Origin of the sequence: Bifidobacterium catenulatum PV20-2 (genome assembly GCF_000800455.1) — a bacterium.
GTDB lineage: Bacteria > Actinomycetota > Actinomycetes > Actinomycetales > Bifidobacteriaceae > Bifidobacterium > Bifidobacterium kashiwanohense_A.
This window is the reverse complement of record NZ_CP007456.1, coordinates 1,077,333-1,102,596: the sequence shown is the minus strand read 5'-3', so window position 1 is coordinate 1,102,596 and position 25,264 is coordinate 1,077,333. Positions and strand designations below refer to the sequence as shown.

At 55.2% G+C, this 25,264-nt stretch carries 42 protein-coding genes, 2 tRNA genes, 1 pseudogene and 1 riboswitch; of the genes and pseudogenes, 7 read left to right on the top strand and 38 right to left on the bottom strand.

Features of this window, described 5'->3' with window-relative positions:
• Positions 1 to 51: 51 nt before the first annotated feature.
• The 30 genes from AH68_RS04770 to AH68_RS04620 all read right to left on the bottom strand — a co-directional run bounded on the left by AH68_RS04770 (position 52) and on the right by AH68_RS04620 (position 13,250).
• Positions 52 to 339, bottom strand: coding sequence for a hypothetical protein (locus AH68_RS04770; protein ID WP_039198124.1), 288 nt, complete (start codon positions 337 to 339; stop codon positions 52 to 54).
• Positions 336 to 602, bottom strand: a complete 267-nt coding sequence (locus AH68_RS04765) for a hypothetical protein (protein WP_039198122.1) — start codon at positions 600 to 602, stop codon at positions 336 to 338. The genes AH68_RS04770 and AH68_RS04765 overlap by 4 nt, the downstream gene beginning before the upstream one ends.
• Positions 599 to 868 carry a hypothetical protein gene (locus AH68_RS04760; RefSeq protein ID WP_039198121.1) on the bottom strand — a complete coding sequence of 90 codons (270 nt, stop codon included), beginning with the start codon at positions 866 to 868 and terminating at the stop codon, positions 599 to 601. Before AH68_RS04760 ends, AH68_RS04765 begins: the two co-directional genes overlap by 4 nt.
• Positions 849 to 1,253, bottom strand: coding sequence for a hypothetical protein (locus AH68_RS04755; RefSeq protein WP_039198118.1), 405 nt, complete (start codon positions 1,251 to 1,253; stop codon positions 849 to 851). The genes AH68_RS04760 and AH68_RS04755 overlap by 20 nt, the downstream gene beginning before the upstream one ends.
• Entirely contained in the window at positions 1,237 to 1,500 is a 264-nt protein-coding gene (locus AH68_RS04750; RefSeq protein WP_039198116.1) for a hypothetical protein, read from the bottom strand. The genes AH68_RS04755 and AH68_RS04750 overlap by 17 nt, the downstream gene beginning before the upstream one ends.
• Positions 1,501 to 1,684: 184 nt before the next feature.
• On the bottom strand, positions 1,685 to 1,828 hold the full coding sequence (locus tag AH68_RS04740) for a hypothetical protein (protein WP_039198112.1): 144 nt from the start codon (positions 1,826 to 1,828) through the stop codon (positions 1,685 to 1,687).
• Complete coding sequence (locus tag AH68_RS04735) at positions 1,825 to 2,043, bottom strand: hypothetical protein (RefSeq protein WP_039198110.1); 219 nt, start codon at positions 2,041 to 2,043, stop codon at positions 1,825 to 1,827. Before AH68_RS04735 ends, AH68_RS04740 begins: the two co-directional genes overlap by 4 nt.
• Positions 2,043 to 2,354 (bottom strand): hypothetical protein, encoded by a 312-nt coding sequence (locus AH68_RS04730; protein ID WP_039198108.1) that lies wholly within the window; start codon positions 2,352 to 2,354, stop codon positions 2,043 to 2,045. Before AH68_RS04730 ends, AH68_RS04735 begins: the two co-directional genes overlap by 1 nt.
• Positions 2,355 to 2,356: 2 nt before the next feature.
• Positions 2,357 to 2,737, bottom strand: coding sequence for a DUF3310 domain-containing protein (locus tag AH68_RS04725; protein WP_039198107.1), 381 nt, complete (start codon positions 2,735 to 2,737; stop codon positions 2,357 to 2,359).
• A complete protein-coding gene (locus tag AH68_RS04720; RefSeq protein WP_144245698.1) occupies positions 2,730 to 2,954 on the bottom strand; it encodes a hypothetical protein in 225 nt (74 codons plus the stop codon). The genes AH68_RS04725 and AH68_RS04720 overlap by 8 nt, the downstream gene beginning before the upstream one ends.
• Positions 2,951 to 3,268: a hypothetical protein gene (locus AH68_RS04715; RefSeq protein ID WP_039198103.1), complete on the bottom strand. Its 318-nt coding sequence runs from the start codon at positions 3,266 to 3,268 to the stop codon at positions 2,951 to 2,953. Before AH68_RS04715 ends, AH68_RS04720 begins: the two co-directional genes overlap by 4 nt.
• 73 nt (positions 3,269 to 3,341) lie before the next feature.
• The gene (dut, locus tag AH68_RS04710) at positions 3,342 to 3,773 is read right to left on the bottom strand and encodes a dUTP diphosphatase (protein ID WP_039198101.1); all 432 of its coding nucleotides are present in this window, start codon (positions 3,771 to 3,773) and stop codon (positions 3,342 to 3,344) included.
• Positions 3,770 to 4,528 carry a 3'-5' exonuclease family protein gene (locus AH68_RS04705; RefSeq protein ID WP_052189151.1) on the bottom strand — a complete coding sequence of 253 codons (759 nt, stop codon included), beginning with the start codon at positions 4,526 to 4,528 and terminating at the stop codon, positions 3,770 to 3,772. Before AH68_RS04705 ends, dut begins: the two co-directional genes overlap by 4 nt.
• The gene (locus tag AH68_RS10060; RefSeq protein WP_052189150.1) at positions 4,525 to 4,986 is read right to left on the bottom strand and encodes a hypothetical protein; all 462 of its coding nucleotides are present in this window, start codon (positions 4,984 to 4,986) and stop codon (positions 4,525 to 4,527) included. Before AH68_RS10060 ends, AH68_RS04705 begins: the two co-directional genes overlap by 4 nt.
• On the bottom strand, positions 4,983 to 5,720 hold the full coding sequence (locus AH68_RS04695; RefSeq protein WP_144245696.1) for a hypothetical protein: 738 nt from the start codon (positions 5,718 to 5,720) through the stop codon (positions 4,983 to 4,985). Before AH68_RS04695 ends, AH68_RS10060 begins: the two co-directional genes overlap by 4 nt.
• Positions 5,717 to 5,905, bottom strand: a complete 189-nt coding sequence (locus AH68_RS04690; protein WP_039198097.1) for a hypothetical protein — start codon at positions 5,903 to 5,905, stop codon at positions 5,717 to 5,719. Before AH68_RS04690 ends, AH68_RS04695 begins: the two co-directional genes overlap by 4 nt.
• Positions 5,902 to 6,399: a hypothetical protein gene (locus AH68_RS04685; protein WP_039198094.1), complete on the bottom strand. Its 498-nt coding sequence runs from the start codon at positions 6,397 to 6,399 to the stop codon at positions 5,902 to 5,904. The genes AH68_RS04690 and AH68_RS04685 overlap by 4 nt, the downstream gene beginning before the upstream one ends.
• On the bottom strand, positions 6,399 to 6,896 hold the full coding sequence (locus AH68_RS04680) for a single-stranded DNA-binding protein (RefSeq protein ID WP_039198092.1): 498 nt from the start codon (positions 6,894 to 6,896) through the stop codon (positions 6,399 to 6,401). Before AH68_RS04680 ends, AH68_RS04685 begins: the two co-directional genes overlap by 1 nt.
• Entirely contained in the window at positions 6,893 to 7,027 is a 135-nt protein-coding gene (locus tag AH68_RS11165; RefSeq protein WP_268871205.1) for a hypothetical protein, read from the bottom strand. The genes AH68_RS04680 and AH68_RS11165 overlap by 4 nt, the downstream gene beginning before the upstream one ends.
• A 122-nt stretch (positions 7,028 to 7,149) precedes the next feature.
• Positions 7,150 to 8,034: a hypothetical protein gene (locus AH68_RS04670; RefSeq protein ID WP_039198086.1), complete on the bottom strand. Its 885-nt coding sequence runs from the start codon at positions 8,032 to 8,034 to the stop codon at positions 7,150 to 7,152.
• Positions 8,031 to 8,954 (bottom strand): phage recombination protein Bet, encoded by a 924-nt coding sequence (gene bet / locus AH68_RS04665; RefSeq protein WP_052189149.1) that lies wholly within the window; start codon positions 8,952 to 8,954, stop codon positions 8,031 to 8,033. The genes AH68_RS04670 and bet overlap by 4 nt, the downstream gene beginning before the upstream one ends.
• A 2-nt stretch (positions 8,955 to 8,956) precedes the next feature.
• Complete coding sequence (locus tag AH68_RS10740) at positions 8,957 to 9,475, bottom strand: hypothetical protein (protein ID WP_052189148.1); 519 nt, start codon at positions 9,473 to 9,475, stop codon at positions 8,957 to 8,959.
• On the bottom strand, positions 9,472 to 9,738 hold the full coding sequence (locus AH68_RS10735; protein ID WP_039198084.1) for a DivIVA domain-containing protein: 267 nt from the start codon (positions 9,736 to 9,738) through the stop codon (positions 9,472 to 9,474). Before AH68_RS10735 ends, AH68_RS10740 begins: the two co-directional genes overlap by 4 nt.
• Positions 9,735 to 9,935 carry a hypothetical protein gene (locus AH68_RS10730; RefSeq protein ID WP_039198082.1) on the bottom strand — a complete coding sequence of 67 codons (201 nt, stop codon included), beginning with the start codon at positions 9,933 to 9,935 and terminating at the stop codon, positions 9,735 to 9,737. Before AH68_RS10730 ends, AH68_RS10735 begins: the two co-directional genes overlap by 4 nt.
• A gap of 554 nt (positions 9,936 to 10,489) precedes the next feature.
• Positions 10,490 to 11,020 carry a crAss001_48 related protein gene (locus AH68_RS04645; RefSeq protein WP_039198080.1) on the bottom strand — a complete coding sequence of 177 codons (531 nt, stop codon included), beginning with the start codon at positions 11,018 to 11,020 and terminating at the stop codon, positions 10,490 to 10,492.
• A gap of 9 nt (positions 11,021 to 11,029) precedes the next feature.
• Complete coding sequence (locus AH68_RS04640) at positions 11,030 to 11,233, bottom strand: hypothetical protein (protein ID WP_039198079.1); 204 nt, start codon at positions 11,231 to 11,233, stop codon at positions 11,030 to 11,032.
• On the bottom strand, positions 11,230 to 12,069 hold the full coding sequence (locus tag AH68_RS04635) for a phage antirepressor N-terminal domain-containing protein (RefSeq protein ID WP_039198077.1): 840 nt from the start codon (positions 12,067 to 12,069) through the stop codon (positions 11,230 to 11,232). The genes AH68_RS04640 and AH68_RS04635 overlap by 4 nt, the downstream gene beginning before the upstream one ends.
• On the bottom strand, positions 12,066 to 12,353 hold the full coding sequence (locus tag AH68_RS04630; RefSeq protein ID WP_039198075.1) for a hypothetical protein: 288 nt from the start codon (positions 12,351 to 12,353) through the stop codon (positions 12,066 to 12,068). Before AH68_RS04630 ends, AH68_RS04635 begins: the two co-directional genes overlap by 4 nt.
• 11 nt (positions 12,354 to 12,364) lie before the next feature.
• Positions 12,365 to 12,997, bottom strand: a complete 633-nt coding sequence (locus AH68_RS11220; RefSeq protein WP_039198073.1) for a pentapeptide repeat-containing protein — start codon at positions 12,995 to 12,997, stop codon at positions 12,365 to 12,367.
• A 28-nt stretch (positions 12,998 to 13,025) separates the two neighbouring features.
• Positions 13,026 to 13,250, bottom strand: a complete 225-nt coding sequence (locus AH68_RS04620; protein ID WP_039198071.1) for a hypothetical protein — start codon at positions 13,248 to 13,250, stop codon at positions 13,026 to 13,028.
• 126 nt (positions 13,251 to 13,376) lie between these two features.
• Here AH68_RS04620 and AH68_RS04615 point away from each other — a divergent pair, with 126 nt between their 5' ends.
• From AH68_RS04615 to AH68_RS04605, 3 genes are all read left to right on the top strand, one after another.
• Entirely contained in the window at positions 13,377 to 13,781 is a 405-nt protein-coding gene (locus AH68_RS04615) for a hypothetical protein (RefSeq protein ID WP_039198068.1), read from the top strand.
• Between the two features lie 65 nt (positions 13,782 to 13,846).
• Positions 13,847 to 14,284: an ImmA/IrrE family metallo-endopeptidase gene (locus tag AH68_RS04610; protein WP_052189147.1), complete on the top strand. Its 438-nt coding sequence runs from the start codon at positions 13,847 to 13,849 to the stop codon at positions 14,282 to 14,284.
• Positions 14,285 to 14,324: 40 nt separating this feature from the next.
• The gene (locus tag AH68_RS04605; RefSeq protein ID WP_144245695.1) at positions 14,325 to 14,771 is read left to right on the top strand and encodes a hypothetical protein; all 447 of its coding nucleotides are present in this window, start codon (positions 14,325 to 14,327) and stop codon (positions 14,769 to 14,771) included.
• Positions 14,772 to 14,946: 175 nt separating this feature from the next.
• On the opposite strand, the pseudogene thyA reads toward AH68_RS04605, so the two are convergent.
• The 4 genes and pseudogenes from thyA to AH68_RS04585 form a co-directional block, all read right to left on the bottom strand.
• Positions 14,947 to 15,385 (bottom strand): annotated as a pseudogene (gene thyA / locus AH68_RS04600) (thymidylate synthase); the annotation flags it as partial.
• Between the two features lie 1,092 nt (positions 15,386 to 16,477).
• A tRNA-Asn gene (locus AH68_RS04595) sits at positions 16,478 to 16,550 on the bottom strand.
• Positions 16,551 to 16,606: 56 nt separating this feature from the next.
• A tRNA-Asn gene (locus AH68_RS04590) sits at positions 16,607 to 16,679 on the bottom strand.
• 98 nt (positions 16,680 to 16,777) lie between these two features.
• Positions 16,778 to 17,479, bottom strand: coding sequence for an ABC transporter ATP-binding protein (locus AH68_RS04585; protein WP_039198063.1), 702 nt, complete (start codon positions 17,477 to 17,479; stop codon positions 16,778 to 16,780).
• A 93-nt stretch (positions 17,480 to 17,572) separates the two neighbouring features.
• On the opposite strand from AH68_RS04585, the gene AH68_RS04580 reads away from it, so the two are divergent.
• Positions 17,573 to 19,354 (top strand): bifunctional ADP-dependent NAD(P)H-hydrate dehydratase/NAD(P)H-hydrate epimerase, encoded by a 1,782-nt coding sequence (locus AH68_RS04580; RefSeq protein ID WP_039198061.1) that lies wholly within the window; start codon positions 17,573 to 17,575, stop codon positions 19,352 to 19,354.
• Positions 19,355 to 19,446: 92 nt separating this feature from the next.
• Entirely contained in the window at positions 19,447 to 20,082 is a 636-nt protein-coding gene (locus AH68_RS04575) for an HAD family hydrolase (protein ID WP_039198059.1), read from the top strand.
• 228 nt (positions 20,083 to 20,310) lie between these two features.
• On the opposite strand, the gene AH68_RS04570 is transcribed toward AH68_RS04575, so the two are convergent.
• From AH68_RS04570 to AH68_RS04560, 3 genes are all read right to left on the bottom strand, one after another.
• Positions 20,311 to 21,093, bottom strand: a complete 783-nt coding sequence (locus AH68_RS04570; RefSeq protein ID WP_039198057.1) for an SdpI family protein — start codon at positions 21,091 to 21,093, stop codon at positions 20,311 to 20,313.
• Between the two features lie 11 nt (positions 21,094 to 21,104).
• Entirely contained in the window at positions 21,105 to 21,407 is a 303-nt protein-coding gene (locus tag AH68_RS04565; protein ID WP_039198056.1) for an autorepressor SdpR family transcription factor, read from the bottom strand.
• 307 nt (positions 21,408 to 21,714) lie between these two features.
• Positions 21,715 to 22,368: a sugar O-acetyltransferase gene (locus AH68_RS04560; protein WP_374938131.1), complete on the bottom strand. Its 654-nt coding sequence runs from the start codon at positions 22,366 to 22,368 to the stop codon at positions 21,715 to 21,717.
• 285 nt (positions 22,369 to 22,653) lie between these two features.
• On the opposite strand from AH68_RS04560, the gene AH68_RS04555 reads away from it, so the two are divergent.
• Together AH68_RS04555 and AH68_RS04550 are read left to right on the top strand one after the other, a co-directional pair.
• Positions 22,654 to 23,775, top strand: a complete 1,122-nt coding sequence (locus tag AH68_RS04555) for a 5-methyltetrahydropteroyltriglutamate--homocysteine S-methyltransferase (protein ID WP_039198052.1) — start codon at positions 22,654 to 22,656, stop codon at positions 23,773 to 23,775.
• A gap of 145 nt (positions 23,776 to 23,920) precedes the next feature.
• Positions 23,921 to 24,295 (top strand): arsenate reductase/protein-tyrosine-phosphatase family protein, encoded by a 375-nt coding sequence (locus tag AH68_RS04550; RefSeq protein WP_039198051.1) that lies wholly within the window; start codon positions 23,921 to 23,923, stop codon positions 24,293 to 24,295.
• A gap of 73 nt (positions 24,296 to 24,368) precedes the next feature.
• On the opposite strand, the gene AH68_RS04545 is transcribed toward AH68_RS04550, so the two are convergent.
• Entirely contained in the window at positions 24,369 to 24,914 is a 546-nt protein-coding gene (locus AH68_RS04545; RefSeq protein ID WP_039199820.1) for a GNAT family N-acetyltransferase, read from the bottom strand.
• Between the two features lie 193 nt (positions 24,915 to 25,107).
• Positions 25,108 to 25,210, top strand: a riboswitch (TPP riboswitch).
• The last annotated feature ends 54 nt before the right edge of the window (positions 25,211 to 25,264 follow it).

Here is a 25,264-nt window from a genome sequence, read left to right as displayed (position 1 = left end):
TCATGTCCCCTTGCAAGTCGGTCGGTTCGTGGTCTGTGTGGAATGCGTTTCTCATGCGCTCATCTCCTTGAGGATGTTCACGGCTTTCACCCCATTGGCCAGATGCTTCTCACCTGCGTTCACGCTGATGATTACCGGCTGGTACACGCCCTCGACCGTCAACGTTTCGCAGATTCCTTCCGTCGCGCCTCGTAGTTCCTTGCGGAGTTTCGACGGCACGTATTCCAGATACCCGTCGATGATCGTGCCCTCGTCGAGTTGGACTATCGCCCTATGACCGGCGAGCGTGCTCACGGGCAGTGTCCGCCAGTCCGTCAATGATTCATGCACGTCGCTCATTGCCACATTCCTTTCTCGTTGGTGTCATGGTTGGTGCAGTCGAAGATTCCGGCGAGTTTTCTAGCGTCCCGTCTCGCCCGCCGTAACGCTTTCTTGTGGCTGCTGTTGTAGTCCGCGAACAGGTATTCACGTCTGGCCGCATACCACCATGTTTCGTCGTAACTGCTCCAAGCCCATAACACGACCGTGCATCCGACCGGCTTGCGGTACGGCGGTCTGTAGGATTTGCGGATGCTCACGCAGTAGTCCTCATGCTCGGTCATCGTTCCGTCTCCTTCTTTTGCTGTTTGGCGAAGTAGTCGCATATCACGTCATCGACTTTCAGCACCTTGCCGACTGCGAGAAGCCAAAGGTCCAATGCATGGCTTGGATATGGCGTATCGCCGGTGGTCAGATGATTGTTTGGACACTTGTAATGCATGACGAGCTTGTTCTTGTCCGTGATGCTGCGCCCTTCCGATATGACTGGGCTTTTGCCGCAGTACGGGCATGTGACGTATCGGACTTTCCTATGCTTTCTGTTGAACATTCGTGGACTCCCATGTCATATTCGGTTTTCTTGGATTGACTGGAATTAAAGGAAATGAGTCAGCATCGAACGTTCGTCTGACCACGCTCCAGTCCATCGTTTCCAGATCACCGTCAGCGAACGGTTCCGCACCACCGCCGAGATGGTGGATATGCCATGCGTCACCGTCGAAGCTCAACAGGTCTTCACCATCCCGAGTCATATACCAGCCCGGTTCCGTTGGTTCGATGGGCATGCCATCAGACGGGTGCTCATGATCGTACATGGCTTTCACCTGCTTGTAGATGTCATCCAGTTCCCTGCCGTCGAACTTCACAGTCAGACAAGTGCCAGTCTTGTCGGTAAACAGGTAAGGCATGGTTTTGAAATCAATGCTTCTCAACATTTCGCTCTCCTTCCTTGAATGACGCTTCCAACGTGTCCGCGAACACTTGCAATGCGTGCTCTACCTTCTTGTCGAAATCCTTCTGCACGTGGGCTTCGATAAAGCCTTTTTCATTGTTTCCAATATCGTCGCCGATGTTCGCGTAGATTGGTACGTCCACTTGGACTGTCGCAATCTCAGTCTGCTTGTCGAACGCCGTCACACGGAATGTGACGCAGGTGGTTCCCACTCGTATTTCTTCGCTCATCTATGTTTCCTTGGTTCGAAGGTTTTAATGATTCGCTGCTGGGTTTCGTTGGCTGCACGCACCTCTACGGGCCTGTGGTGGAAGTCGGCGCTCTCCTGTGCCGCGTCCGATGCCTCTTGGAGCGTCTTGTACACTCGGCATGTATGCAGTCTCATGTCACCCTTCGGCCAGATGATGTAGCCGGTCAAAGTCGTTTCTCCTTGTCGTGCTGGCGGATTATGGCTTCGATTTCGGCTTTCGGCACTTGCGGCACGAGTGGCGCGATCTCGTTGAGCGAATATCCGGCCTGATGCCATTTGATGATCATGTTTTCAAGTATTTTCTTCACTTGTATTCCTCCACGGTGTCGCAGCCAATGGTCGTATCGCGGTCGGTGAGGCAGGCCCATGTCACGTCGCCGGTCTTGACCGTCGTCATGCCGTAATCATGATGCGTGCCCACATACCAAGACGCGTAGATGCCGAATCCAGTCAAAAGGGCTATTGCGATGAATCCAGCGACCGTGACAATCAGAGTTTTATCAACATTGTTCAAGCCGTTCATCACTCACCGTCCTTTGCGATGGCGTCTCCCATGGCTTCCCGATATTTCTTCGTCCGTTGGAACCGGTCGGCGAGCATGTTCGCGGCCTTGTCGATGATCTCGTCCTTGCGTTCTTCGAGGAAGCTTTGCAAAGCGTTCTCCATCAGGCTTTTCCACATAATTTCCCGCGAATACGCGCTGGTGTGTGCGAAAACACTGTCCACGGCTTCTTTGGTGAGCTTGTTAAGCACGTCCGTGTAGGCGTGTTCCTCGATACGGTTCTGAATGGTCTTGTCGTCAATGCCGATGGCGAACTGCACGATATGTTCCATGATTATTTGCCTTCCTTTTCGATTTCATTGATCTTTTCGGCGAGCGCCAAACGTACCGTCCATGCGGTTCCGTGTTTGAGTTCCAGCCAGAATCGTCCGAGGTCGGCCCAGTTTTCAGTCGCCAGTATTTCGAGAAGCCTATCGGCTTTGGCTTCGGAGGCGCAGGCATCCTCTCTGTTCCATGCGGCAATTGGCGGCACGTTGTGGCTGAGCGCGTCATTGATGAACCAGAGTGCCTTCTTGAGGTCTTCCACGCCGTTCTTGTGTTGCCATCTGAAGCAGTATTGGATGGCTTGGCCCCAGTCGGAAGTAAGTAGTCTGGATAGTTCGATGCATTCGAATGGGCCGTCCTTATAGTGGCTTGGATTTATGTTGTCAGTCATTTAGCACCATCCTTGCGTTCTCGAATGCCTGGTTCACGATTTCCATGTGCAGTCGTTCGCCTTCCTTGGTTGTCTCGAACTGGTCGTTCACTTGACGGATAAGTTTCTTGCGGAGCAGTGCCCTGCCGGTCTGGTTGTCGACGGCCTGATATTGGCCTTGCATGTTGCTCACGTCAGTGAGCATTTCCTGCTGTTTCGGGCTGAGTGTCTGCATCATCGGCTCCTTTCGCAGATGGTTTCCAGTGTCGGGTGGTATTCGTATGTGCGTGGATGCGAGTAGTAGTCGTTCCAGTATTTGTTGAAGTTTCGGTTGATGCCGCGTTCGACGATGTTTGGCTGTCGTATTGGCTCTTCCTTGTCTAATCGTTTGATCGCGTCGGCGGTCTCGATGCCTTGCTTGGTTGGCTTGTAGGTGCCGTCCGCGAGGGGGATGATGAGATGCCTGTCGATGAGGGAGCCCAACGTGGCCAACGGTTTCGCGCGGAACGCGGATGATGGCATTCGATGCGTTTCGACGATGTGGACAAGCATTGACGCTTGTGTGTTTCGTAATCGTTGTCCGTGGATGGTGTAGACGTTTCGTTTCATGGCTGGTTCCCGTCGTTCATCGTCCGGTCGAGCCGAATCCGTTTCCTCCGCGTTCCGTCGTGTCGGTGAATTCGGCGACCTTGCGGATTCTGGGGGTTTCCACCGGCGTGATGACGAGTTGCGCGATACGGTCGCCGCAACGGAAGTTGATGCGGCTGGTTGACGTGTTATGCAGGATGACTTTGATTTCGCCACGGTATCCGGCGTCGATGATGCCGCCGAGGATGTCGATGCCGTAATTCTTGGCGAGGCCGGAACGTGGGCAGACTCGTGCCATGTAGCCTTCGGGCAGGTTGATCGCGATGCCGGTGCCGACCGTGATGCGGTCGAGTCCGTCGATGTGGAAGTCTTCGATGCAGTGGAGGTCGAGTCCGGCGTCCGCGTCGTGGGCGCGGGTGACTGTGGCGTTTGGGGTGAGCGGTTGGATTTCGAGGGTTTCTAGGGTCATTTTCGCTGTCCTTGCTGGCTGCTGATGGTTTCGTATTCGGAGATGTCGCGGTTGAGGCAGTCGGTTGTGCGATGCGTGGTTTCGTGGCCGCAATCGTATGGGTCGCCGCCGTGGGCGAGTTCCAAGAGGCGGAAACTGGTGAGGTCGAGTCGCCGGTGGCTGAGCTTGTGGAGGATGCCGCTCGTGTTGGGCATGTTCACGTCGAGCCATCGGATATCGAAGTGGACGTTGGTTCCGGCTGGATGCATGAGACCGGGGTCGAGGCCCGTGTCGATGAGCCAGACGGCCATCTGCTTGTCCACGTTTTTGAGCGTGTCTTCCGCGTTCATGCATTCGCCGATGAGTCCGTTTCTGGAATGCATGTCGATGGTCGTGCTGTTGAACGCGCGGATTGGCATGTTGTCATCGAAACGGATGACCCTATGGAATATCAGGGGGTCGTCGGTGAGTGGCACCTGAAGGCCCTTCATGTCGGTGATTCTGGCTTCGACTTCCAGTAGATTGTCGGACATTGGGTCGAGTCCGCTGGTTTCGACATCGAACCAGATGAGATAATTGTCGTCCATTGTTGGCTCCTTGGATTCACGTAATCGTTGGATATAGGTTTCCAGTCCGGTCAGGTCCACATGCGTTGGAGGCTGTGGTCCGAGTTCCTTGAGGATTTCGGCTTCCTTGTCCATCCGCCGCGTGTAACGCCAGTAGGCGGCGTTGCTTTCACGGATGCCGTACTTGTTGGTTTCCTTCCATTTGCTCATGGTGTTTTGAACAGGTCTGCCAGATCGTCGGCCACGGTTGGCTGGCGTGCGATGGGCTTGGATGCGATTTGCGGACGGTCGGCCCGTTCGAGGGCCTTGCTGACGGCTTCACCCAACTCTTGGGCTTCCCGCGCGGTGCCGAAGATGACGCGACGTTTGAACTCCCAATAGTCGTCCGCCGTGACGTGATGCTTGGCGGCGAGCTGTTGGATGGTGTTCTCGTCGGGAATCCGGCTTGCGCGGATTTTCTTGCAGAGGATGTTGATGTCGGCGGCACGCATCCACTTGTCAGATTGGGTCGCATAGAATCTCACGACCGCTGTCCGCATGTCTTGGATGTTGCTGCGCTTGTCGAGTTCGCGGTAGAACTCGTCCAATTGCAGGTCGTCCCATTGGGCGTTGCCGTGATGCGCGTTGATCGTGGTCAGCAGCATCGCGGCCTCTCCTTTGGTTATCATCCTGTTCCTCCCATCGCACGTTGGCGTTCCTCGTCGCTCATGTACTGCCATGCCCTGTTGAGGTTCGCCATGCGGTTCGATTCGTTGCGGCTCGTCATGGTCGGATTGGTGCGAAGGGTGAGGGTTGGTCGGATGTCGTATTCGTTTTCCCACCCCGCCGCGTTGAGCCATGTGGCCGCGTATTTGACGTATTTGGGTTCGGTTCCTTCGATCTCAACCTGTCTGGCGTAGGCTCGGGCGCTGTTGATGATGGTGTCCGTGCTCGTGTCTTGGATGGCGTTCTTCCATGCTTTCCAGGCGGGACGCTTGTCAACGTGTCGTGGATACGCTTTCCAGAAGGTTTCGAAATCGGCGGAATACTTGTCGTCGGATTCCTGTCGTGCGCGGCTTCGGCGTTTGCTTGCCGTGTTGCGGGCCGTCCGGTCGGCCAGTTCTTTTCTGGTGTGGTTCCCGTTCGACTGGTATTCGTTGATGCGCACGCCGGTGATGGTCTGTTGGAACAGGCCGATGTCGATGAGGGTTTCGATCTCCTGTTCGGATGCGCCAAGCGTGTACGTCAGCTGGTCGGTGTCGATGTCTCCATCGGTGAGGTTGCAGCTGCACCAGCTCAATGCCATGACGTAGATGAGCGCCGCTCTTGGCATTTCGTCGCGGAGTCTGCATATCCTCGCGTCGGCCCAGAATCCGTTGTCGAGTCGGGTGTGGCCGTCCCTCACTTCAGATTCTCCTGTCATGTCATGAGTCCTATTCCGATGTCGGTGATGATGGTTATCGAACCGCCTTCCACTAGGGTCATGCCCAATATCCACAGCCAGTCGCCTGACGGCCTGTTACGGTCGATGAGGTTTAGCGAGCAGAGCATGATGACGAATCCGATGGCACTGACGATGAGGGCGCATGTGGCGACTGTCGCGATCATGATTGTCCTTCCGGTCCGAGTGGCAGTCCGGCGTTGAGGATGAGGGCTAGGTTCTCCAAGGTGATGCAGACGTATTGTCTGCTTCGTCCGATGAGGTCGATGTCGAATTTTTCAGTGAACCGTCCGGACAGCGCGCACATGGTGTGGTAGGTTTCCAGATCCGTGTATGCGAGCTGTTGGCCGATTCGTTCGAGCGTGGACAGGCCGACATGTGGCTTCTTCTGCACGACCCACGGGTATGGGCTGTCAAGGTTTCCGGCCTCCTCGGCCGCCTCGTTGTAGTGTTTCGTGGCGTTGAGGAGTTTGGTGTTCTTGACTTCCACGCATACCGGCTGGCCGTGGAAGAAGATGTTCGCGATGTCGCCTAGGTCGTTGCTGCCGTGGAGACGGCGGCGGATGATGCGTTGGTCGTCCAACGCCCATTGCAGGTAGTGTTCCACCGCCGTTTCCATTGCCGTTCCGGCTTTTTTGGCCGACTGTCGGTTGCGTGGCATCAGAACGCCGGTTCTCCTGCTGGCTGTCCGAACCCGTCGAATCCGCCGCCACTCCACGGGTCGGGGCCTGCCTGCTGCGGCATGGCGGGAGCGGATGCGGTCTGGCGTTGGCCGTACTGCTGGCTTGCGTTCACCAGTTGGGCGGTGCCCCATCGGAGACTCGGACCGATCTCGCGGACGTTGACCTTCTGCGTGTAGTGGGTGACGCCGGACGAATCATCGAAACGATCATCGGACTCGTTGCCGATGACGATATACTCGTCGCCTTCCTTGATGCTGTTCTGGATGTGCGTGGCGAGATCGTTCCATGCTTCGCAGGTGCGTGAGCAGGATGCGCCGTAACCCCATGAGCCGTCCTGGTTCTTGACCCTGTTGGAGCAGAGGATGCGGAACTGGATGTAGTTCTTGCCGTTCTTCGTGGTTCCGGCGTTGAACAGGTTGCCGTCCTTTTTGATTTTGACGATTCGCCCCACGAGGGTGATGGTCGGAGTGCTCATTGCTTGTTCTCCTTGTCGTGTCGTGGATGGGGTTTGAGTCCGACCCATCCCTGCTGGTCTTTGGCTTTCATGTTTTTGAGACGGTCGGCCGTCTTGTGGCTGTTGGACGCTTCGACGTTGCACATGATCATGTGGCTTCGTGCTGCGGCGCAAGCGCTTTTGCCGCATTTACGGCAGTATGGGATGAGTCCGGTCTTGACTGGATCGTGACGCACGCAGTATGCGCACGTGCATCCGGCTCGTCTGGTGATGTTCAAAAGTTCGCCCCGCAGTCCGCTTCCTTCGGTTGTTTGAGGCCGAGGGTGCAGTAGTGGAGGGGCATGTCGTTTCGGACGTCTCTCTCGGACATGACCTCGCCGCTCAACGCTGGAATGAACTGCGACTTCCATGGGTCCTTCAACGAATGCGAGTCGAAGCCCGGTCCCATGTAGGCGATGAGCTTCCACACGCCGCAACTGTTGAGGTGGTATAGGTTCGTCTTGTCCTTGTTGCGGTAGAAGCCCGGACGGGTCGGCAGTCTCTTCTCGCAGAGGCGTTCGAACGGGAATCGTTTCGAATGGCCGCTGCTGACGGCGAATGCCTCGGTGGTCTGCTGCAAGGCTTGCGGCGGAACGTTGCCGTGACGGTTCAGGATAGGGGTCCAAGTATCACCGGAATGCAGCCATACGCTGCCGGTCGCGGCCTTGTAGAATCCGTTGGCCTTGGGAAGCTGCTTCTCCCACTCCTCGGCTTGGGTGTCGGTGGTTGGCTTGTCCACGTCGGCGGTGGGGGTCTCGACCTTGACGAGCGTCGCCTTCCAGTCCGTGAAGTCCAACTCCACGCCGTCGTCGGGATTCTCTTCGATGGAGATGATCGTGTTCCAGGTGACGTTCAGGTCATGGTCGAATCTGATGGCCGGGCATAGGATTCCCTTATCGTCGTCACGGACGACGAAATACTCGTTGTCCGAGATGATGAGCGACAATGCCATGAGATCACGGAGCGCAGGATTGTCGCAGGCGAGCGCGTCGTCCATGTCGAGGTGCTTCAGCTTGCCGGTGACATGCTGTACGCCTCCGTCTTCGACGGTGACGGTCATGTTGGCGGTCGAGATGCTGAGCGCGTCGCCGTATGTGAGTTTCTTCGGATCGTATTTCATTGTGCCGCTCCTTGCTGCTGCATGTGCTTGTGGTATTCGTTGATGAATGTTTGTGCCTGCACTGCCGTGAGGCTTGCGCCCGTGACCGTCTGGTCGTGGAGGATTTTCTGGATGAACGCGTCAGCTTCCTCCGGTTTGATCTGGCAGGCGCGGAGGATGCCGGTGACTTCCTTCAACTGGTCGGGACTGGCCGGACCGTTGGATGGGGCCTGGGCAGCGGTCTGCTCCGGCTGGCCTTGACGGACCTGCGGAGCGTATTGTCGTGGCTTCTGACGTGGCTGCTCGTCAACCACTTCGGCTTCGACCATTTCCTCTTCGGTCTCGTTGTTGGTCTGCTGCATCTCGTCGGTCGTGTACAGGCCGCTCAAATCCTGTGGGAACGCCTTGCGTAGTGCGAGGGCTTCGGCGCATTTCGCGATCATGGTCACCGGTTTCGAAGTCCACATGCTGGTGGGGACCTGCCTGCGGAGATTCTTGTCGTAACGGGTTCCGACATATTCCCTGTAGAGGGCCACGCCGGTGAACTCGCCTTCTCCTCGACGGACGGTGACCTTCGCCGCGACCGGAGGGGTCTGGGCGATCCACACGTCATGCCAGACGCCATCCTCTCCGCACCAGAGGGTTTCCGGTTCGCTGAACAGTTCATGGTTCCTGTCCGCCGCACGACGGGCGATGAGACGGAAACCGTCAATGCCGACTTGGATTGTCTGCTTGGAAACATATTCGTTGCCTTGCTTCTGACGGCGTTCGATCAGGTAGATTTGACGGCTGAAAGGGTCAAGTCCGGTACGCTGGCATTGGTGCAGGAACACCGCCAAGTCGGCTGGCTGCGCGTTCTGCACTCCAAGCTGGGACAGTGCCGCGAGCTGGGCGCGGCTCCAAGTGTCCTGCTCGTTGGTGATGGTAAGGCTTTTGCACATGGCTACTCTTCCTTGGTCGAAGTGAGCATCTGGAACATCTTCGGGGCTATCTCGCTGGTGAAAACCTTGTCCACGAATCCTTTCGTGGTGTGAAGCGTGACGGTCTGGGCGCGTCCCGGCTTGAACTCGACGCCGGGCGGGAGTTCGCCACCATGGTCCGCGATCATGGCCTTCAGATAGGCTTCCGACTTCGCTTCGGGTCGTGGCATCCATACGGCCTCCGCCGCATCGTTGCCACCGGGGATGAGGAACTTGCTGTCATGCAGCATGGCACCATACGCACGCTCGTCAACGACCTCGTAATGGCCTTCGGTGCCTTTGCTGAGACTGATTTCACCCGCATCCAGTCCGGCGAACACGGCGTGCTCCTTATCGCCGCCGTCATGCGAGCGCCGCCATTCTTCCTTTGCGGCTTTGAGGGCTTCGGCGCTTCGTTTGTTCAGTGCGGCGAGTCCGGCGATGGTGGAGTTGAGTTCGTCGGGGCGGAGGCTGCTGAAGTCGTATTCGGGGGTGTTGGTCATTGTTGTTCCTTGGTTTGGTGTTCGATGGTGTCTACTGCGAGCCTGTAGAAGCTCACGTCGGTTTTGAGGGTTTGGTTCTCGTGTTGGAGTCGTCTGTTTTCCGTGGCGAGTTTCCGGTTTTCGTTCCAGAGGGCGTGGATGGTGAGCGCGCAGTCGTCCAGGAAGTCATCGACTTGGTTGGCGTCGTATCCCATGAATGGGAATGAGAGTCGGAATTGTCTGTCTCGTATGTCTTTCGGGGTGACTAGTCGTCTGGTGGTCATTGTTTGATCTCCTTTGCTTGGTCCTTGATTTCGTAGAATCGGAGTAGGAGTTCCTTTTTTGTGAAGAGTTTGTTTTGGCCGGATTGGTATCCGAGGGACCCGTACAGGTCTTCGAATGTTTTCTTTCCTACTTTTGTGAAGGCGATTGCCTCGTCTTTGGTGAGGATGCCGTCTTCGAAGATGATGGGTGCCGTCAATTTGTGTGTGCTCCTTCCTTGGATTGGTGGTTGGGGTAAGCGGGTTGCGGCATGACGCTGGACGGTTGGCTCGCAAAAGGGTGTGCGGGGCGACTGGGAAAATAAGGGAAACCAGTCTGGCCGACCATCGTTCCCGATGCGGGGCGGAGAAAACCAGGTGAAAGACTTCGTCCCGATGGGTGGCGTTGACGTCATGCCGCTGGCGTCCAAGCGCGGATTCGGACCGCGAGCCGTTCGAGATCATCGTCGTATACCTTTGAGTAACAGGAGAAGATATGGTGTCTGGTTCGATTGGCGATGGTCTTGTGGTACGGTTCCTGTTCCCACTGCGTGGGCTTGGACGATTGCCGTGGCGGCGCGTGTATGCAAACGCTTGTGACGGTTCGTTTGGATATGTTTCGCCACGGCATGGAGCATCATTGGATGTTCCATCTTTGCCAGCCGGTGAACGTGGATATTCGATAAACGTCCAATTTTCCATTGTTTGATTGTTTATCGGAGTGGCTGGCGAAGCTTATGGGTCCCCATCCGGGTTGCAGGCGGATGGGGAAGAATCAGTCGTTGTCGGCGAGCGCCTTGGCGATTGCCAACATACTTAAGCCATTCAGTGGGATGAGCGGGAAGGCTGAATCTTGGAGGTCTTCGACCAGCTGCTCCCAGTTAAAGTATCCATTGAACTTGTTGATATCGTAGGGCAATTCACTCCAACTGTGGATTTTGCGCATGACGCCAAGCGTGTTCGTCACGTATGACCATGTGCCGTCCATGTCGTGGAGAATCAGGTATGGTTTGCCGTCGCGCGGGATGAAGAATCCATGCGATTGCGGTTCAGGTGGCAGTGGCTTCTCCTCCGGTTCCACGTCGTCGGATTCGGGGTTGATGCCCGCTGCTTTGAGACGGTCGAAGAGGACCAGCGCGTAATCCTGCATGATGTAGGATTGAGCCATCATCATGGAGGCTTCCCTTACGGAGATGTGCTCCCGTTCGCCGTTATTGTATTTTTCGATGATGTCGTTGATCTTGTTGATTCTGTCTTTGAGTTCGTGGAACTCCTCGACCATGCGGATCTTGTAATCGTCTTCCATTACTGTCTCCTATCGTGATTGGCCCAACGTGTCGGAAAGCCATTGGGAGAAGCTTTCCAACCTGCTTTCACTGATTAATGCCAACGTGAATCGTTTACCCCCATCGATTTCAACGATGGAACCGCCGTTGTTCTCGTTGACGAGAAGCTTGTAACGTCCGGCATCGTCAATCGACTGCTCGAACGGCGGTGCCGGAGGATTCATCATCGTCATGCCGCCGCCTCCGCGTCAAGCGCCTTGTCCAATGCGATTTCGCCAAGACGCTTGTGCAGGAGCGCCAAACCCTTGCGGGTTATGCGCACGGTGGGAGGGAAGGCGAACTGCGTGCCATCATCCTTGACTCCATGCTTTTGGGACATGACCATCACGAGATGGCCCGCAGCGCAATGCTCCGCGGTCGCACGCCAAGAGCCACCGGATTTGAAAATCCAGTTATGGTCGGCCATCCACTCGCGCAACTGTTTTTCCTTGATGGGTGTTCCTGCGTTCGACAGGACCTTTGCCGCGTCGCGGACAAGCAGCCTGTCTTCCACGTTCGTGAAATCATCAAGCGCTTGAGCCTTCGGCTCCAGCTCCCTGATCTGCGCGTCCTTGGCCTGAATCTGCTGGTTCTTGCGCTCGATGGTCTTCTGCGCGACAAGCACGGCACGAGCCATGATGTCCTCGTCCGAATCAGTATCGGAAACGCGGATTGCTCCACCCTCGTTGAAGTACTTGTCGAGGGCTTCTGCGGCTTCCTGCTGGTAGACGGTCACGTTATGGCGTGCTCGCTCGTCGCTGAGACGGTTCGTGTCGATGGTGGCGAGCCACATGGTCAACGTCTTACGGCTGACAGCCAGCATGTCGTACTGTTTGCCGTCCGCACCAGTTGTGCGTATCATACGCACAACTGCCCAAGGCGTTCTGTTGAGCCGTTCCCGCTGTCCGTTGAACGCGATGCCGATGTTCTCGCAGATGGGTTTCAATGCCGCGTAGATTTCACCGTCATCGAACCTTTGAGCGATCATCGCACTCCCGTTGAACGGGATTTCGACAATATCGTTGCTCATTTGGTTGCCTCAGCGTAGAGAATGTCGATCATGTCGGTGGTGTTGTATTTGGCTTGGAGTTCTTTGGAGCCTCTGCGCATGGCTTTCACCAAATCTTCTGAAAGAATCGCGTTTCCAGTAGCTCCGTTCTTCGCATCCTTTGGGATGATGGCGGTAAACATGTCCTCTGGCAGTTTTGTAAGGATGCTTAGCGTTTTAGTGGACATGCCTAACTCTCCTCGCAGATTATGCAGGTAGCCGTTGTCGGTGAGGTATTCAAGCTTCTGTTGTCTGGTTTCATTCATTTGGGGTCTCCTTAGTATTCGACGGCTTCGATGCGGGTGATGAAGAAGTGGATGCCGGGGGCGCATTCGTTCCACCGGTTGGTGTCGAAGTCTTCGACGTGCACGGTTTCGCCTTTTTTGTACGTGAAGTCTGTGTCGTGTCCGCTGTACGCCGTGGTATCCGGTGGGAGGCCGTTGCCTTGCTTGTCTTGCAGGTCGAGCACTCGCGCTTTGCTGGCGCGGCATTTGCGTCCGGTGGCGTTGGAGCGTTGCGCGTCGGCCGGAATGAGGAGCTTTACGATGACTGGTCTCGGTGGCATTATGTCGTCTACGTATGCTTTTTTCCAGCCGATGATGTCGCCTTCGTCGGGGAGGATGCTGGTTTTGGCGATGGTAAGTTCCGGCAGGTTGGCACCCCACAGGTCTGCACCGCGCAGGTTGGCACCCCACAGGTCTGCACCGCTCAGGTCTGCACCGCGCAGGTTGGCACCGCTCAGGTCTGCACCGCGCAGGTCTGCACCGCGCAGGTCTGCACCGCTCAGGTCTGCACCGCGCAGGTCTGCACCCCACAGGTCTGCACCGCGCAGGCAGTCGTGCCCGTATTGTTTGAGGATGGTTTCAATGTTTTTGCCTTCGAGGATGCCGTTTGGCGTGACGATTTTCATTGTGGGTTCCTTGACGTGTGTGGTGTGGTTAGGCGGTTTGTTTGATTTGGGCGACTTCGCCGGGTTGGAAGCCGAATGCTTTGTAGAGTCCTATGAGCATGAGTGGTGTGCATTCGTTGGTTTTTTTGGCTCTGGCTAGGACGCTTTCGCTGACTCCTATTGCTCCGGCGAACGCTTCGTCTGTTTTGAGTCCGCTCATGAGTTTTGTTCGGTCTAGGAAGCCGTCTCGGAACTGCATTTTGTATTCAGCCATCAGTGATTCCTTTCGCAACCTCGAATTTCTTTTTGCAACTTGTGGTTACATCATGCAACAGGTTTTTTCATTTCGCAACTCGCTCGGCGTGTTGACTTGCAACCGCTTTGGTTGCATAATGAAACCATGAGCAAAGAAACATGGTTCAAAGAAACAGTCCAAGGCGACACCATCGCCGAAGTAGCCCTCAAAGCGGGAATCATCAAGACAACCGCTTGGAGGCAATACAACAATGCCCTTGGGTTCAGCGCCGAGAACGTCATTCTTATTGCACGCGCCTACCACAAATCCCCCGTAGAGGCTCTGGTTGAGTTCGGATATATAAGAGCCGACGAGATGGCTAACGGAAAGACCGTCGCAAGACTGCATGACGCTTCGGATGACGAGCTGCTTCAGGAACTCGCACGCCGTCTCAAGGAAAACGCGGACGCCGACTGGGCGAACAGTCCGATCATCTACCGTGACGAATTCGACATGGCCGCGAACGACGACCCGAACGCGAGACTCGAAGCCGAAACACCTGAAGACTGAGACAACCACGAACATGGCGGCGGCATTCACTCATGATGCCGCCGCCTAATAATACGAAGGGAACAATGTCACGAATCACCATCGACGTTTTGGAACAGCAGGCCGAAGCCATGGGTTTGAAGGTTTTGGAATCCGATATTCCCGGCACTACCTGCGGATTGTATTGCGACCGGCTGCGGACGATTTGGCTTGCCGACTGGTTGAACGACCGGCAGAGGCTCTGCACACTATGCCATGAGCTTGTGCACGCGAAGTACCGTGATCTCGGCTGCGGCACGCGGTTCGGCGTGAAGTGCGAGCGTCGGGCGCGACGCGAGACGGCATCGACGTTGATAAGCCCGGTCGAGTTCGCCATGGCCGAAGAACTGTGGGACGGTGACGCATGGCATATGGCAGCGGAGCTGGGCGTGACCATGCAGGTTCTTACGGATTACCGCCAGATTCTCAAGGATGACTTTTTGAGAAACGCCCATGATTCATCAGTCGGTCGATTAGCGGGATAATCCTTGTTGAGACATATTGCAGGAGAGCAAGGAGAACATCATGGTTTTTCTAATCGGATTGGCTTGTATGACCGCTGGTATCGCTGGATTGGCGTTGTTGGCTTGGGTGATTCAGTTTTCGGTGAGGAATGGTATCAGGCGTTCGGGGCTTATCCCGTTGGATAGGTTGTATGAGATTGAGCGTTTTGAAGCTGGTGATCCTCAACGTTTGTCCGTTGATGGATTGCGTGAGAAATATGGCGATGATGCTGAGTCGCATATGAGGGAGTTTGTGGATGATCGTACTTCATCGCATTCATGGAAGGCGTTGACCGTGGCGATTGTCGGCATTGTGGTTTCGGCGCTTTTGTTCGTAGGTGTGTCTGCTGCGTATAGTTTTGATTCTTCAGACTCGTCTGATAGGCATGGTTCGGATAGTTCGTATTCGTCTGATAGCGATGATGACGATTCGGATTATTGGGATTATGATTCATCCGATTATGAGTGAGTTCATCTTCTGCCCGCTGGTTTGCGCCGGTGGGCTTTTCTTTTACCGCTTACCGTTTCATCGGTATGGCAGATCCCTTTATGAAAATAATGAATAAACATACACCAAGCATCGAGACCGCATACGAAAAAACGGGGACATCCTTTCGATGAGGATGTCCCCGTTTTTTTATGTCTCAGACGGCCACCGGTGCCTTGATCGCGGGCCATGGGTCGTAGTCGGTCAGGTGGAAGTCCGTCATACGTGTACGCGTCGATGCTAGACGCCTTGTCGATGCTCATACGCGGGTACGGGCGCGGCTCGCGTTCGAGCTGCCTCACGACCTGTTCCAGGTGGTTCCTGTAGATGTGGGTGTCTCCGCCGACCCAGATGAACCGTCCGGGCCTGTAGCCGGTCTGCTGGGCGACCATCATGGTGAGGAGCGCGTATTCCGCGATGTTGAACGGCACGCCGAGGAACATGTCGCAGGAGCGCTGGTACAGCTGGCAGTCGAGCCTGTCGCCGCGCACGTGGAATTGGAACAGGCAGTGGCATGGCGGCAATGCCATCCGGCTTAGGGATTCGACGTTCCAGCTGTTGACGATGATGCGTCGTGAGTGCGGGTCTTCGTGGATTGTTCTGGGTTTGGCGGCTGGGGAACGCCGACTGATGCGGGAGCGCCGAACGGGGGATTGTCAAGCGGCTTCGGCGTCACAGTTGCGATTTTAGCACGCAAACTTTCTTTTTGGATGTGTTATTACGAGCGAAGCGAGTAATAAAACATCTTTTTCTTTCTCGCAGGTCAAGTAAACTCTTGGGTTAATTCATGTTCTTATAGGTTTACTTAATTCTAATGTCATAAGAGTAGGTCTACTTACTAGTATTACCGTGTTTTTGCCGTTTTTTGGCCTGTTTTATGTGCTGAAAACGGCGTCGTTCCAACGTTTTCTCGACATTACGGGGGTTGCGGTCATTTGCGGTCACGCTGCGGTCACGCGTGACCGCAACACGCAAATTTGAAATCGTTGGAAAATGGCGGTTTTTATGTTACGAACATGTAACGAGAGTGTTAATTCGTGTAAAGGGGGTATATTTTGCGTGTTTTTGACACCGTATCAACGGTATTTGTGTAGGCTTTGTGAAGTCTCGCATAGCGAGATGACCGTACCCCCTCACTGGGTTTCAGACAGCGAACCGAGATATTCGTCCGGCTGCACGCACGGGATGGATTGGCAACCGAGAAACGAATCATGCGGGTGTTCCCATGGTCGGGTTCCCGTTCGAACGTCCATGATCTACGACCGCTGCGGTCTTTCCTGTCCGTGGCTACCTTTCCTGTTCTCTCCCCCGCTTCCGGGAGAGAATCGGCATACCCCATGATGGTCGCGGCACGTCTGTCCGTGCGGCATGACCGGCATCGAACGGTCGGAGGACCGTACGCTTCCGACACGCGTGAAACGCCGGTGCGCGGTGCGTATTCTCTCCTGTTCCCTCCGCGTTCTCCCTCGCCCCGTGGGATGTTCCAGCGGAACACGGCGGACGCCGCCGACCGTCCCGCAGAGCGTCCGCCGAACGCTTCACCGGCGTGTCACGGCCCTTTTTCTGGTTTTTCCGTGATGACATGGCGAGTTTGTCTGAGAATCGGAGAGAACATCCGCCTCTCACTCCCCTGACGGCTCTTCCGATTCCGACTGGAAACCTTACTCCCATAAGGGTTTCCGCCTAAGCTCCTGCGACTGGGCTTGAACCAGTGACCGTCCGATTAACAGTCGGATGCTCTGCCAACTGAGCTACGCAGGAATATCTTTCTCGTTTTAAGTCTTTCCCGAAAAAATCAGAAAACTCCTAAAACTGCGCTCCTGCGACTGGGCTTGAACCAGTGACCGTCCGATTAACAGTCGGATGCTCTGCCAACTGAGCTACGCAGGAATGTGCTTCCTGTACGGAATTGCTTCCGTGCACAAGTCACATATATTACACGCTTCGCACGTCTTCGCAAATCGAGTGTCGTACCGCGTGTCGCGGCATCACCACTCGAGTTCCGCTATATCCATCGGACGCTCGTTGACATCGACGGCGGTAACCTTGCCATCATGCATGCGGATCACACGATCCGCAATCGGCGCGATCGCCGAATTGTGGGTCACGATCACCACGGTTGCGCCTTTCTTACGGCTCATGTCCTGCAGAATCTGCAACACCTGCTTGCCGGTGTTGTAGTCCAACGCGCCTGTCGGCTCGTCGCACAGCAGGATCTTCGGATTCTTCGCAACGGCTCGGGCGATGGCCACGCGCTGCTGTTCACCGCCGGAAAGCTGCGCGGGAAAATTGTCGACACGATCTCCGAGACCGACGTCTTCCAACACTTTGACGGCATCCTGCGCGTCGGAAACGATCTGCGAGGCGAGTTCGACGTTTTCCTTCGCGGTCAAATTCGCCACTAGATTGTAGAACTGGAACACGAAACCGATGTCCGTTCTACGGTAGGCCGTCAACTGTCTCGGAGAGTAGTTGGAAATGTCGCGTCCGTCGATGACCACGCTGCCTTCGGAATTCGTGTCCATGCCGCCCAGAATGTTGAGCACCGTCGACTTGCCCGCGCCCGACGCGCCCAGAATGATGGCCAGTTCGCCCTTTTCAATGCCGAAGCTCACATCATCGTTCGCGATGATGGTGGTGGAACCCATTTGGTAACGCTTGTAACTGTGCCGCATTTCGATATACGCCATTTTGGCCTCCATTCCACGCCGAAAAATCCTTGACTCCCAATATTACGACTACAGTAGGGATTGTCGCTCATAAACGACAAGGAAGGGAACGTTATGAACATCGCCGACGACGTCGACCGTTTGCAAACACTGCTGTACAGCGCCTACGACTCCGATACCGTGCGCGACATGGAACGTCCGCTGCTAGACGACGGCGTGCCGCTGATGCGCATGGCCGCCTCGGCAGCGGCCCACGTGACCATGACGCTGCTCGACGACGAGGATCTCACCATCGAAGACGCTCGCGTGACCCTGCTTGTGGGCGCAGGAGACAATGGCGGCGACGGCCTGTACGCCGGTGCGGAATTAGCGAACGAAGGCGCGCAAGTCACTGCAATCGCTGTGGGCCGCTCCCTGCACGAGGAGGCTTTCAGCGCGTTCGTGCACGCCGGAGGCCGCATTCTCGCACTCGACCCCGCCGCCGAAATCCCCGGATGCGCCACGGGCTTCTCCGCAGGAGAGGCCGGAGAACGGCTGCAGGCCGCAGTAGAGTACGCCCAAGGCTCCCATGTGATCATCGACGCGATGACCGGCATTGGCGTAAGCGGCGCGTTGCGTGGCATCGCAGGCGCCATCGCATCCTCCTTGGGATTCGATGGCGAACTTCCCGACAGGCCCGCCTTGCCGAACAATGAACCCTCCTCCGATCTGCCGCTTGTCGTGGCGATCGACACACCGTCCGGCGTTGGCGTGAATGATGGTTCGCTGCCGGGACCATATATTCCGGCAGACGTGACGGTGACGTTCGGTGCGATGAAGCCGTGCGCAATGGTGCCGCCCGCCTCGTATGCATGTGGGCACCTCACTTTGGTCGATTTCGGCTTCGATATCGATGATTGCGTTCCCGCGACCGAAATGACGGATGGCGATTTCGTAACGGATTCGATCCGTCTGCCGCAGCTTTCGGACGGCAAATATTCACGCGGAGTGGTCGGCTTAGTGACAGGTTCCGCACGTTACCCAGGTGCGGCCGTGTTGTCTTCCGCTGCCGCCGCACACACCAACACAGGCATGGTGCGTTATCTTGGCCCACAACGCGCGCAGGATATGGTGCTTTCCTCGTTGCCTGAGGCGGTGATCGGCAAGGGACGCGTCCAATCGTGGGTGGTTGGCTCCGGCGTTCCCGCAGGCGATGACGAAGCGTCCGACTCCGACTTCCAGCGCAAAACCATAGCCGCGTTACTGAAGCACTATGAGCTGCCGCAAGAAACCGATCTTAGCGACGATGTCGATGCCGGGCATGCAGGCGCACTGGATATGCCACCAATCGTGGTGGACGCCGGAGCCTTGGACCTGCTACCAGATAAGGTGCCGACTCAGGTGGTCGTCACCCCGCATGCCGGAGAGCTGGCCCACATGCTGACTCGGCTGGGCAAAAACGAAGTCGGTGTCGACGAGGTGTGCTCGCAGCCGCTTGCCTGCGCCCGCAAACTCCATGAGCTGACCGGTGCGACCGTGTTGATGAAGGGCGCGGTGACCATGGTGGTGGGCGCTGATGGCGAGAACAATGAGCGTGTGATTCTTTCCGGTCGCGCACCGGCATGGATGTCTACCGCAGGATCGGGTGACGTGCTCGCCGGCATGTTGGGAGCCCTGCTCGCGCAGCAGGACGACATGCTTGCCGAGGATCCGGCATTGGTTCCCGAGGTCGTGGCTGCCGGCGCCTACATGCATGGTCTTGCGGGAGCGATTGCATCGCAATCCGAACAGCGTGGATGGCATCGTCCGCAAATCTACGGTCATTCCAAAAAGCAGCATTTCGGAGAAATCGGCCATCCAATCATCGCCAGCGATATTATCGACGGTATTCAGCCTGCATTTTTACAATTACTTTAATCGTGCAACAAATTTACTGAACATCAGCCCCAGCGTCGGTTACCTTGCGTTACACTGGCGTTGCCAATCCGTATTTTGCAGGAAGGATTTTCATGACCTCCCCCAGTGCCAACGTCACCGATGTGGTCTTTGATTTTTGCGGCGTGCTCATCGACTGGCAGACGCGCGCATGCCTTGAAGGCAGGTACCCCCGGGTAGTTGTAGACCGTATTTGCGCAGATGATGATCCGTGCGGTTTCTATGATTATGAGGATCGTATGGACCATGGCGAAGATTTCGAAGACATTTATCCCGATGTGGTACGCGAGCAGGGTGAGGAGATCGCTGAGATCTTCCGCGATTACATCGAACGCTATGGCGATGCGCTCCCCCGCATGATTCCGGATATGGAACAGCTGCTTCGTGATTTGAAGGCTGCAGGCTACGGTGTGTGGGGGTTGACGAATTGGTCGCATGAGACGTTCCATTTTGCTTTCGAAAGGTTCCCGCAGCTGGAGGAGTTGTTGCAGGGCACGGTGGTGTCTGGCGTGGAGAAGATGCACAAACCGAATGCCGACATCTACGAACTGGCACTGAGCCGTTTCAATCTCAGGCCGGAATCCAGCGTGTTCTTCGACGACACCGCGAAGAACGTCACCGGCGCACAGGCCGTGGGCATGCACGCGTTCCGCTTCACTAACGCCGATCAGGCTCGCCGCGATCTGAAATCTTTGGGCATGGATTTCTGACTTTTTTCAAAACGAACACTTGAATTAACAAAGGGTGCGGATCGCACGCATGTGAACCGCACCCCAATTGAAAACAGTGAAGAAATTCAGATTCGATTCCTTCACTGTTTTCAATTGGATCTCCTGAGTTCAGTCATCGAACTTTCCCCAGCCTACCAACGGCGTTTATCAACGTTGATTTGTGTTCTGTGTCAAGGCGACGGTATTTAGCATCGCTATGACGTTACTTCAGTTTTGCCGCGAACCGCGATTGCGGCGGAACAACAGGTAGCTGTACACATAAGGAACGAGCGCTGCGCCAACCGCTATCGTCACAATAATTGCAGCCATGAGCATGTCGTCCACAGGCACGACAGAGCTGACAACGCCCGCTACGACCAATAACACTCCCAACACCATGAAAGAGATGCCACCTACACGCTGCGTACGCTTCCAATTGTTCTCGTCGGCCAGAGCCCAAGGCGTTCTGATGCCGAAAGTGTAATTCTGGCGCATGCGCGGAAGGTAATTTCCTAAGCCGACGAACAACGCGCCCAATACCACGCTGATAATAAGCCCAACGGGACCGCCGGTAGCTGGGATTACACCGAATGCGGTGGCTTCAGTGAACCATGTGACACCGCACATGATGAGTGTGAACGCGATGACGAATCCACGATACAGTCCGCTGGCCTTCATGTAGTTTTCTCCCTTGGGGTCCATCTTCGGGATGACGAGGAAAAGTCCCAAGCACAGCAACGGCAATACATCAAGAATCAACGTTACGGCACGCGGGCCATAACCATTGACCGAACCATCGGCACCCCAATGAATCGGCACGTTTTCGGGAAGCCGACTGTAGCAAGCAAGATGTGCGATGATGTTGACTACACACAGTGCAACAAGCGCAATGCACAGATTACGTCCGATCGGAGCGATCTTCTCCCCCGAATCAGTCTTGTTCTTGTCTTCGGCATTGTTGATGTTGTTATCGAAGGCTTTTTTGAAATCGTTCAAGTTGTTCCCGCGCATAAGACTCTCCTTTATTTACTGTCTGTTTGATCATTCGCTTGATTGACGTTTCCATCGCTGTCCATGAATCCCATGAACCATCCGATCAGATCCTGCATCACCGTGGTGTTGAGACTGTAGATGATGTTCTGCCCATGCCGTTCGTCGGTTACCAGTCCCGCGGTTTTCAACGTGGTCAGATGGTGGCTGATCGACGGTTTGCTTATGTTGAATTGTTCTGCGAGTTCACCAGCCGTCATGTCACGTTCGCGCAGTAATTCCAAAATGCGCCGTCGCGTGGGATCGGAGAGCGCTTTGAATCCCTCCCCTGCCATGCATTCCTCCTTCACTTTGCAATGTTTAAAGATTTTCTTATTTAGATAATTATCTAAACATCTACTATGTAAACATCTACCGCGGACATGCATCCGTTACATTTCACGCATTATGGTGGGAAGCATGATTGATTGGAGCAGCCAGGACTGAGTTTTCAAAGAAAAAGCGCGCCTTGCCCGTGTGGTGGAGCAATGGTGCGCCCGGTATTTCGCTTGACAGTCGCAAATTATGGGATCGTGGATCTGTCATAACGACCAGTCCACGATGATTCGACCTGTTTTAACGGTTGGCCAGTAGTGATTTGTTTTACTGCTTCTGATCGTAGGGTGGGTTGATCATGCGGTCACGCCAATAGTAGACGTCATCATGTTCGCCGATTTCGCGATACACCTTGCATGGCTGTCCGAATGCGACCACATTGGCGGGAATGTCTTTGGTAACCAGCGAGCATGCGCCAATCACCGAATTGTCGCCAATGGTGACGCCGGGCAGCACGGTAACGTTGGCGCCCAACCACACATTACGGCCGATGGTGACCGGCAGAGAATACTGTGTGACCTTCTCGCGCAGGTCAGGACGAATCGGATGGCCGGTGGTAATGATAGTGCAGTTCGGGCCGATCATGGTATGTTCGCCGATATGCACTTCACCATCATCAACCAACGTGAGGTTGAAATTGGCGTAAGCGTGCGCACTGAAATACGTGTTGCATCCCCAATTGGCATGCAACGGCGGTTCGATATAAGCGTCCTCGCCGAATTCACCAAGCAGTTGGCGTGCGATTTCGTTGCGTTGCGTCATTTGACTGGGGCGGGTTGCGTTGAAGTCGTATAGCAGTTCCATCTGTTCCTTCTGTGCTTTGATCATCTCTTCGTCATCGCAGGTGTAGATCAGTCCGGAATTCATAGTGTCAAGCACTCGTTGCGGCACAGTCATGGCAGCCTCCTTGCAGTCGTTCATGTCCGTTGCGATTATATACGAACACAACGCAACTCATGCCGTGATTCCGCATGCCTTTCGCGATTCTCTGCACAATCATCGGCCGCGTGTCTGCCAATATCGGAACGCCATGCAGTGTCATTCATCCCCATTTATTCCAGCATTGAAAACTCTGTGGATGGACGGAAGTACGTTGTCAACCAGGCGGATGGAATACGTCGTGTTTGTGGGTGGTGGGATAGCATATTGTTGGTTTTGTCGTTGTGTTGTGATTGTTAATCGCAAGTCAATAGTCAAAGGAGAATCATGGCATATTCCGAGAATGCGCCGTTCCGCGCCGATGTGGTCGGTTCTTATCTACGTCCGGACGAACTCAAGCAGGCTCGTGCAGATTATGCTGCAGGTATTATTGATGCCGCTGGGTTGAAGGCTGTCGAAGACAGGCTGATCACTGATTTGGCTGCCAAGCAGAAGGACGCCGGCCTGCATGTCATCACCGATGGTGAATTCCGTCGCGGCTGGTGGCATTTCGATTTCATGTGGGGCTTCAACGGCGTGGACCATGTCGCAGCCGCCCATCGCGTTGCCTTCCATGACGAGGTCACTCCCGCCGACACTGCCACGGTGACCGGCAAGCTCGACGGACACGATCATCCGTTTGTGGAGCATTTCAAGTTCGTCAAGCAGTTTGAAGATGACAATACCGTAGCTCGCCAGACCATGCCTTCCCCAGCGCAGACCCGTTTCGTGCTTACCGGCAACAAGAACGCCTACCCGTACGACGAGTTCTACAAGGATGACGACGAGCTGACCGCGGATATTGTGGCCGCATACCGTCAGGTCATCGCCGACTTGTATGCCGCCGGCTGCCGTAACGTGCAGTTCGATGACTGCACTTGGACTCGCCTGTGCGACAAGAGCGTGCGTGAGCGTCTCGGCTGGAGCGATGAGGATGCGGCCCGTCTGCAGCAGGAGAATCTCGACGTAATTAACGCAGTGATCGCGGATCAGCCTGACGACCTGGTGATCAACACCCATATCTGCCGCGGCAATTTCCATTCCACGTGGCTGTCGTCCGGCGGTTATGCTCCGGTCGCAGCCAAGCTGTTCGGCGAAGAGAACGTGAACGCCTACTATCTGGAGTTCGACGACGACCGTTCCGGTGACTTCGCGCCACTGGCTAAGGTTTCCGGCGATAAGCAGGTTGTGCTTGGCCTCGTCACCTCCAAGAGACCGGAACTTGAAGATCCGGAAGTGATTAAGGCTCGCATCTCCGAGGCGGCCCAGTATGTGCCACTCGACCGCTTGTGTCTGTCCACCCAGTGCGGTTTTGCCTCCACTGAGGAAGGCAACAAACTCACTGAGGAGCAGCAGTGGGCTAAGATTGCACTCGTAAGATCCATCGCCGAAGAAGTCTGGGGCAAATAATCCAAGCCAATGCCCGGTACGACCAACTTATGCCATGGTCGTACCGGGCATTGTGTTACTCGATGATGTGAATGTGGCACATTGGGCGAAACGTATAATACGGAACAGCAATCGCGAAATCATAACATCGCAGACAGGGGAAGCTATGAGAAAAGTGGCTTTTATTTGCGTGCATAATTCATGCCGCAGCCAGATTGCCGAAGCGTTGGGAAAGCATTTACGCGGAACCGATTTTGACTTTTATTCCGCAGGCGTGGAAACCAAGCCGCAGATCAATCAGGATGCCGTACGACTCATGAAAGAGCTTTACGGCATCGACATGAAGAAAACGCAATACTCCAAACTGATTTCGGATATTCCAAAACCTGACACTGCGATCTCCATGGGCTGCGACGTGGGCTGCCCCTATATCGGCAGAGCTTTCGACGATAATTGGAATCTGCCAGATCCAACCGGGAAAAACGATGAAGCTTTCATTGACGTCATCCGTCGCATCGAGGAAAACATCATGAAGCTCTAAAGGGTCTTGACCAGCATCCGTTCGAAGCCCACCAAGACCTTTCCAAAGCATTCTAGGTTGGCTTCTGGCACAATCAGCGGGCATCCAAATTTTGCCAGCGTGATTTGGTAAGAATATTCACGTGCCCGACACGCACCTCGTGCATAAGAGGCACCGGCACCTCATCACACGTGTGATGATAGACAAAACCAACCTTCTCCTGCACCCGCTTCGACTTCAGATTGCCGTCATAATAGCCGCACCAAATCGCACTCATACCAAGATCAACAAAACCATGACGGATAACCTCCTTGGCTGCCTCCGGCATATAACCCCTCCCCCAGAAAGGCTTGCCCAGCCAGTAACCCAACTCACACTCATCATCACGATCCGTCATATCCGTATGACCATTAAGCTTTAACTCAATCGAACCAATGGGGCTATTGCTGCCGCGCTCGCAAATCGCGTAGCATTCCTTGCCATTGAGCACATGACGAATCGTATTGAGACTTTCTTCTTTCGACCGGTGTGCGGGCCAGCCTGCGATAGGCCCGATATCCGGATCTTTCGCATAGGCGTACAAGCTTTCCGCATCTGTTTCCGCCCAAGCCCTCAATGTCAGCCGTTCCGTTTCCAACATGTAGTCAACCTCTTTCACACGCAATGCATTTAATTGAAGTATAGCTTGGCCTGCAAGGAGAGTTTTGCTGTGAGTTGCGCGGCGAGGTCGTGATACGGATGAAGGCGATGCATGCGAAAGTGACGACTGGCCTAACTCTTCTGTGGGCTTCGATGAAAGTTACGTCCAGTGCAGGGCGTAGATTCATAGCCAACACATAAAGCAGGGGGGCTCCCCAACGGAGCTGAGATAGGTGAATGCCTGACCCTTTGAACCTGTTGGTTAACACCATCGTAGGGAGCGGAGAATGAGTGCCACAGCACACACGCATTGTCAGCGTCAATTGGCATCCGTAAAAGTCTGCACAGCAG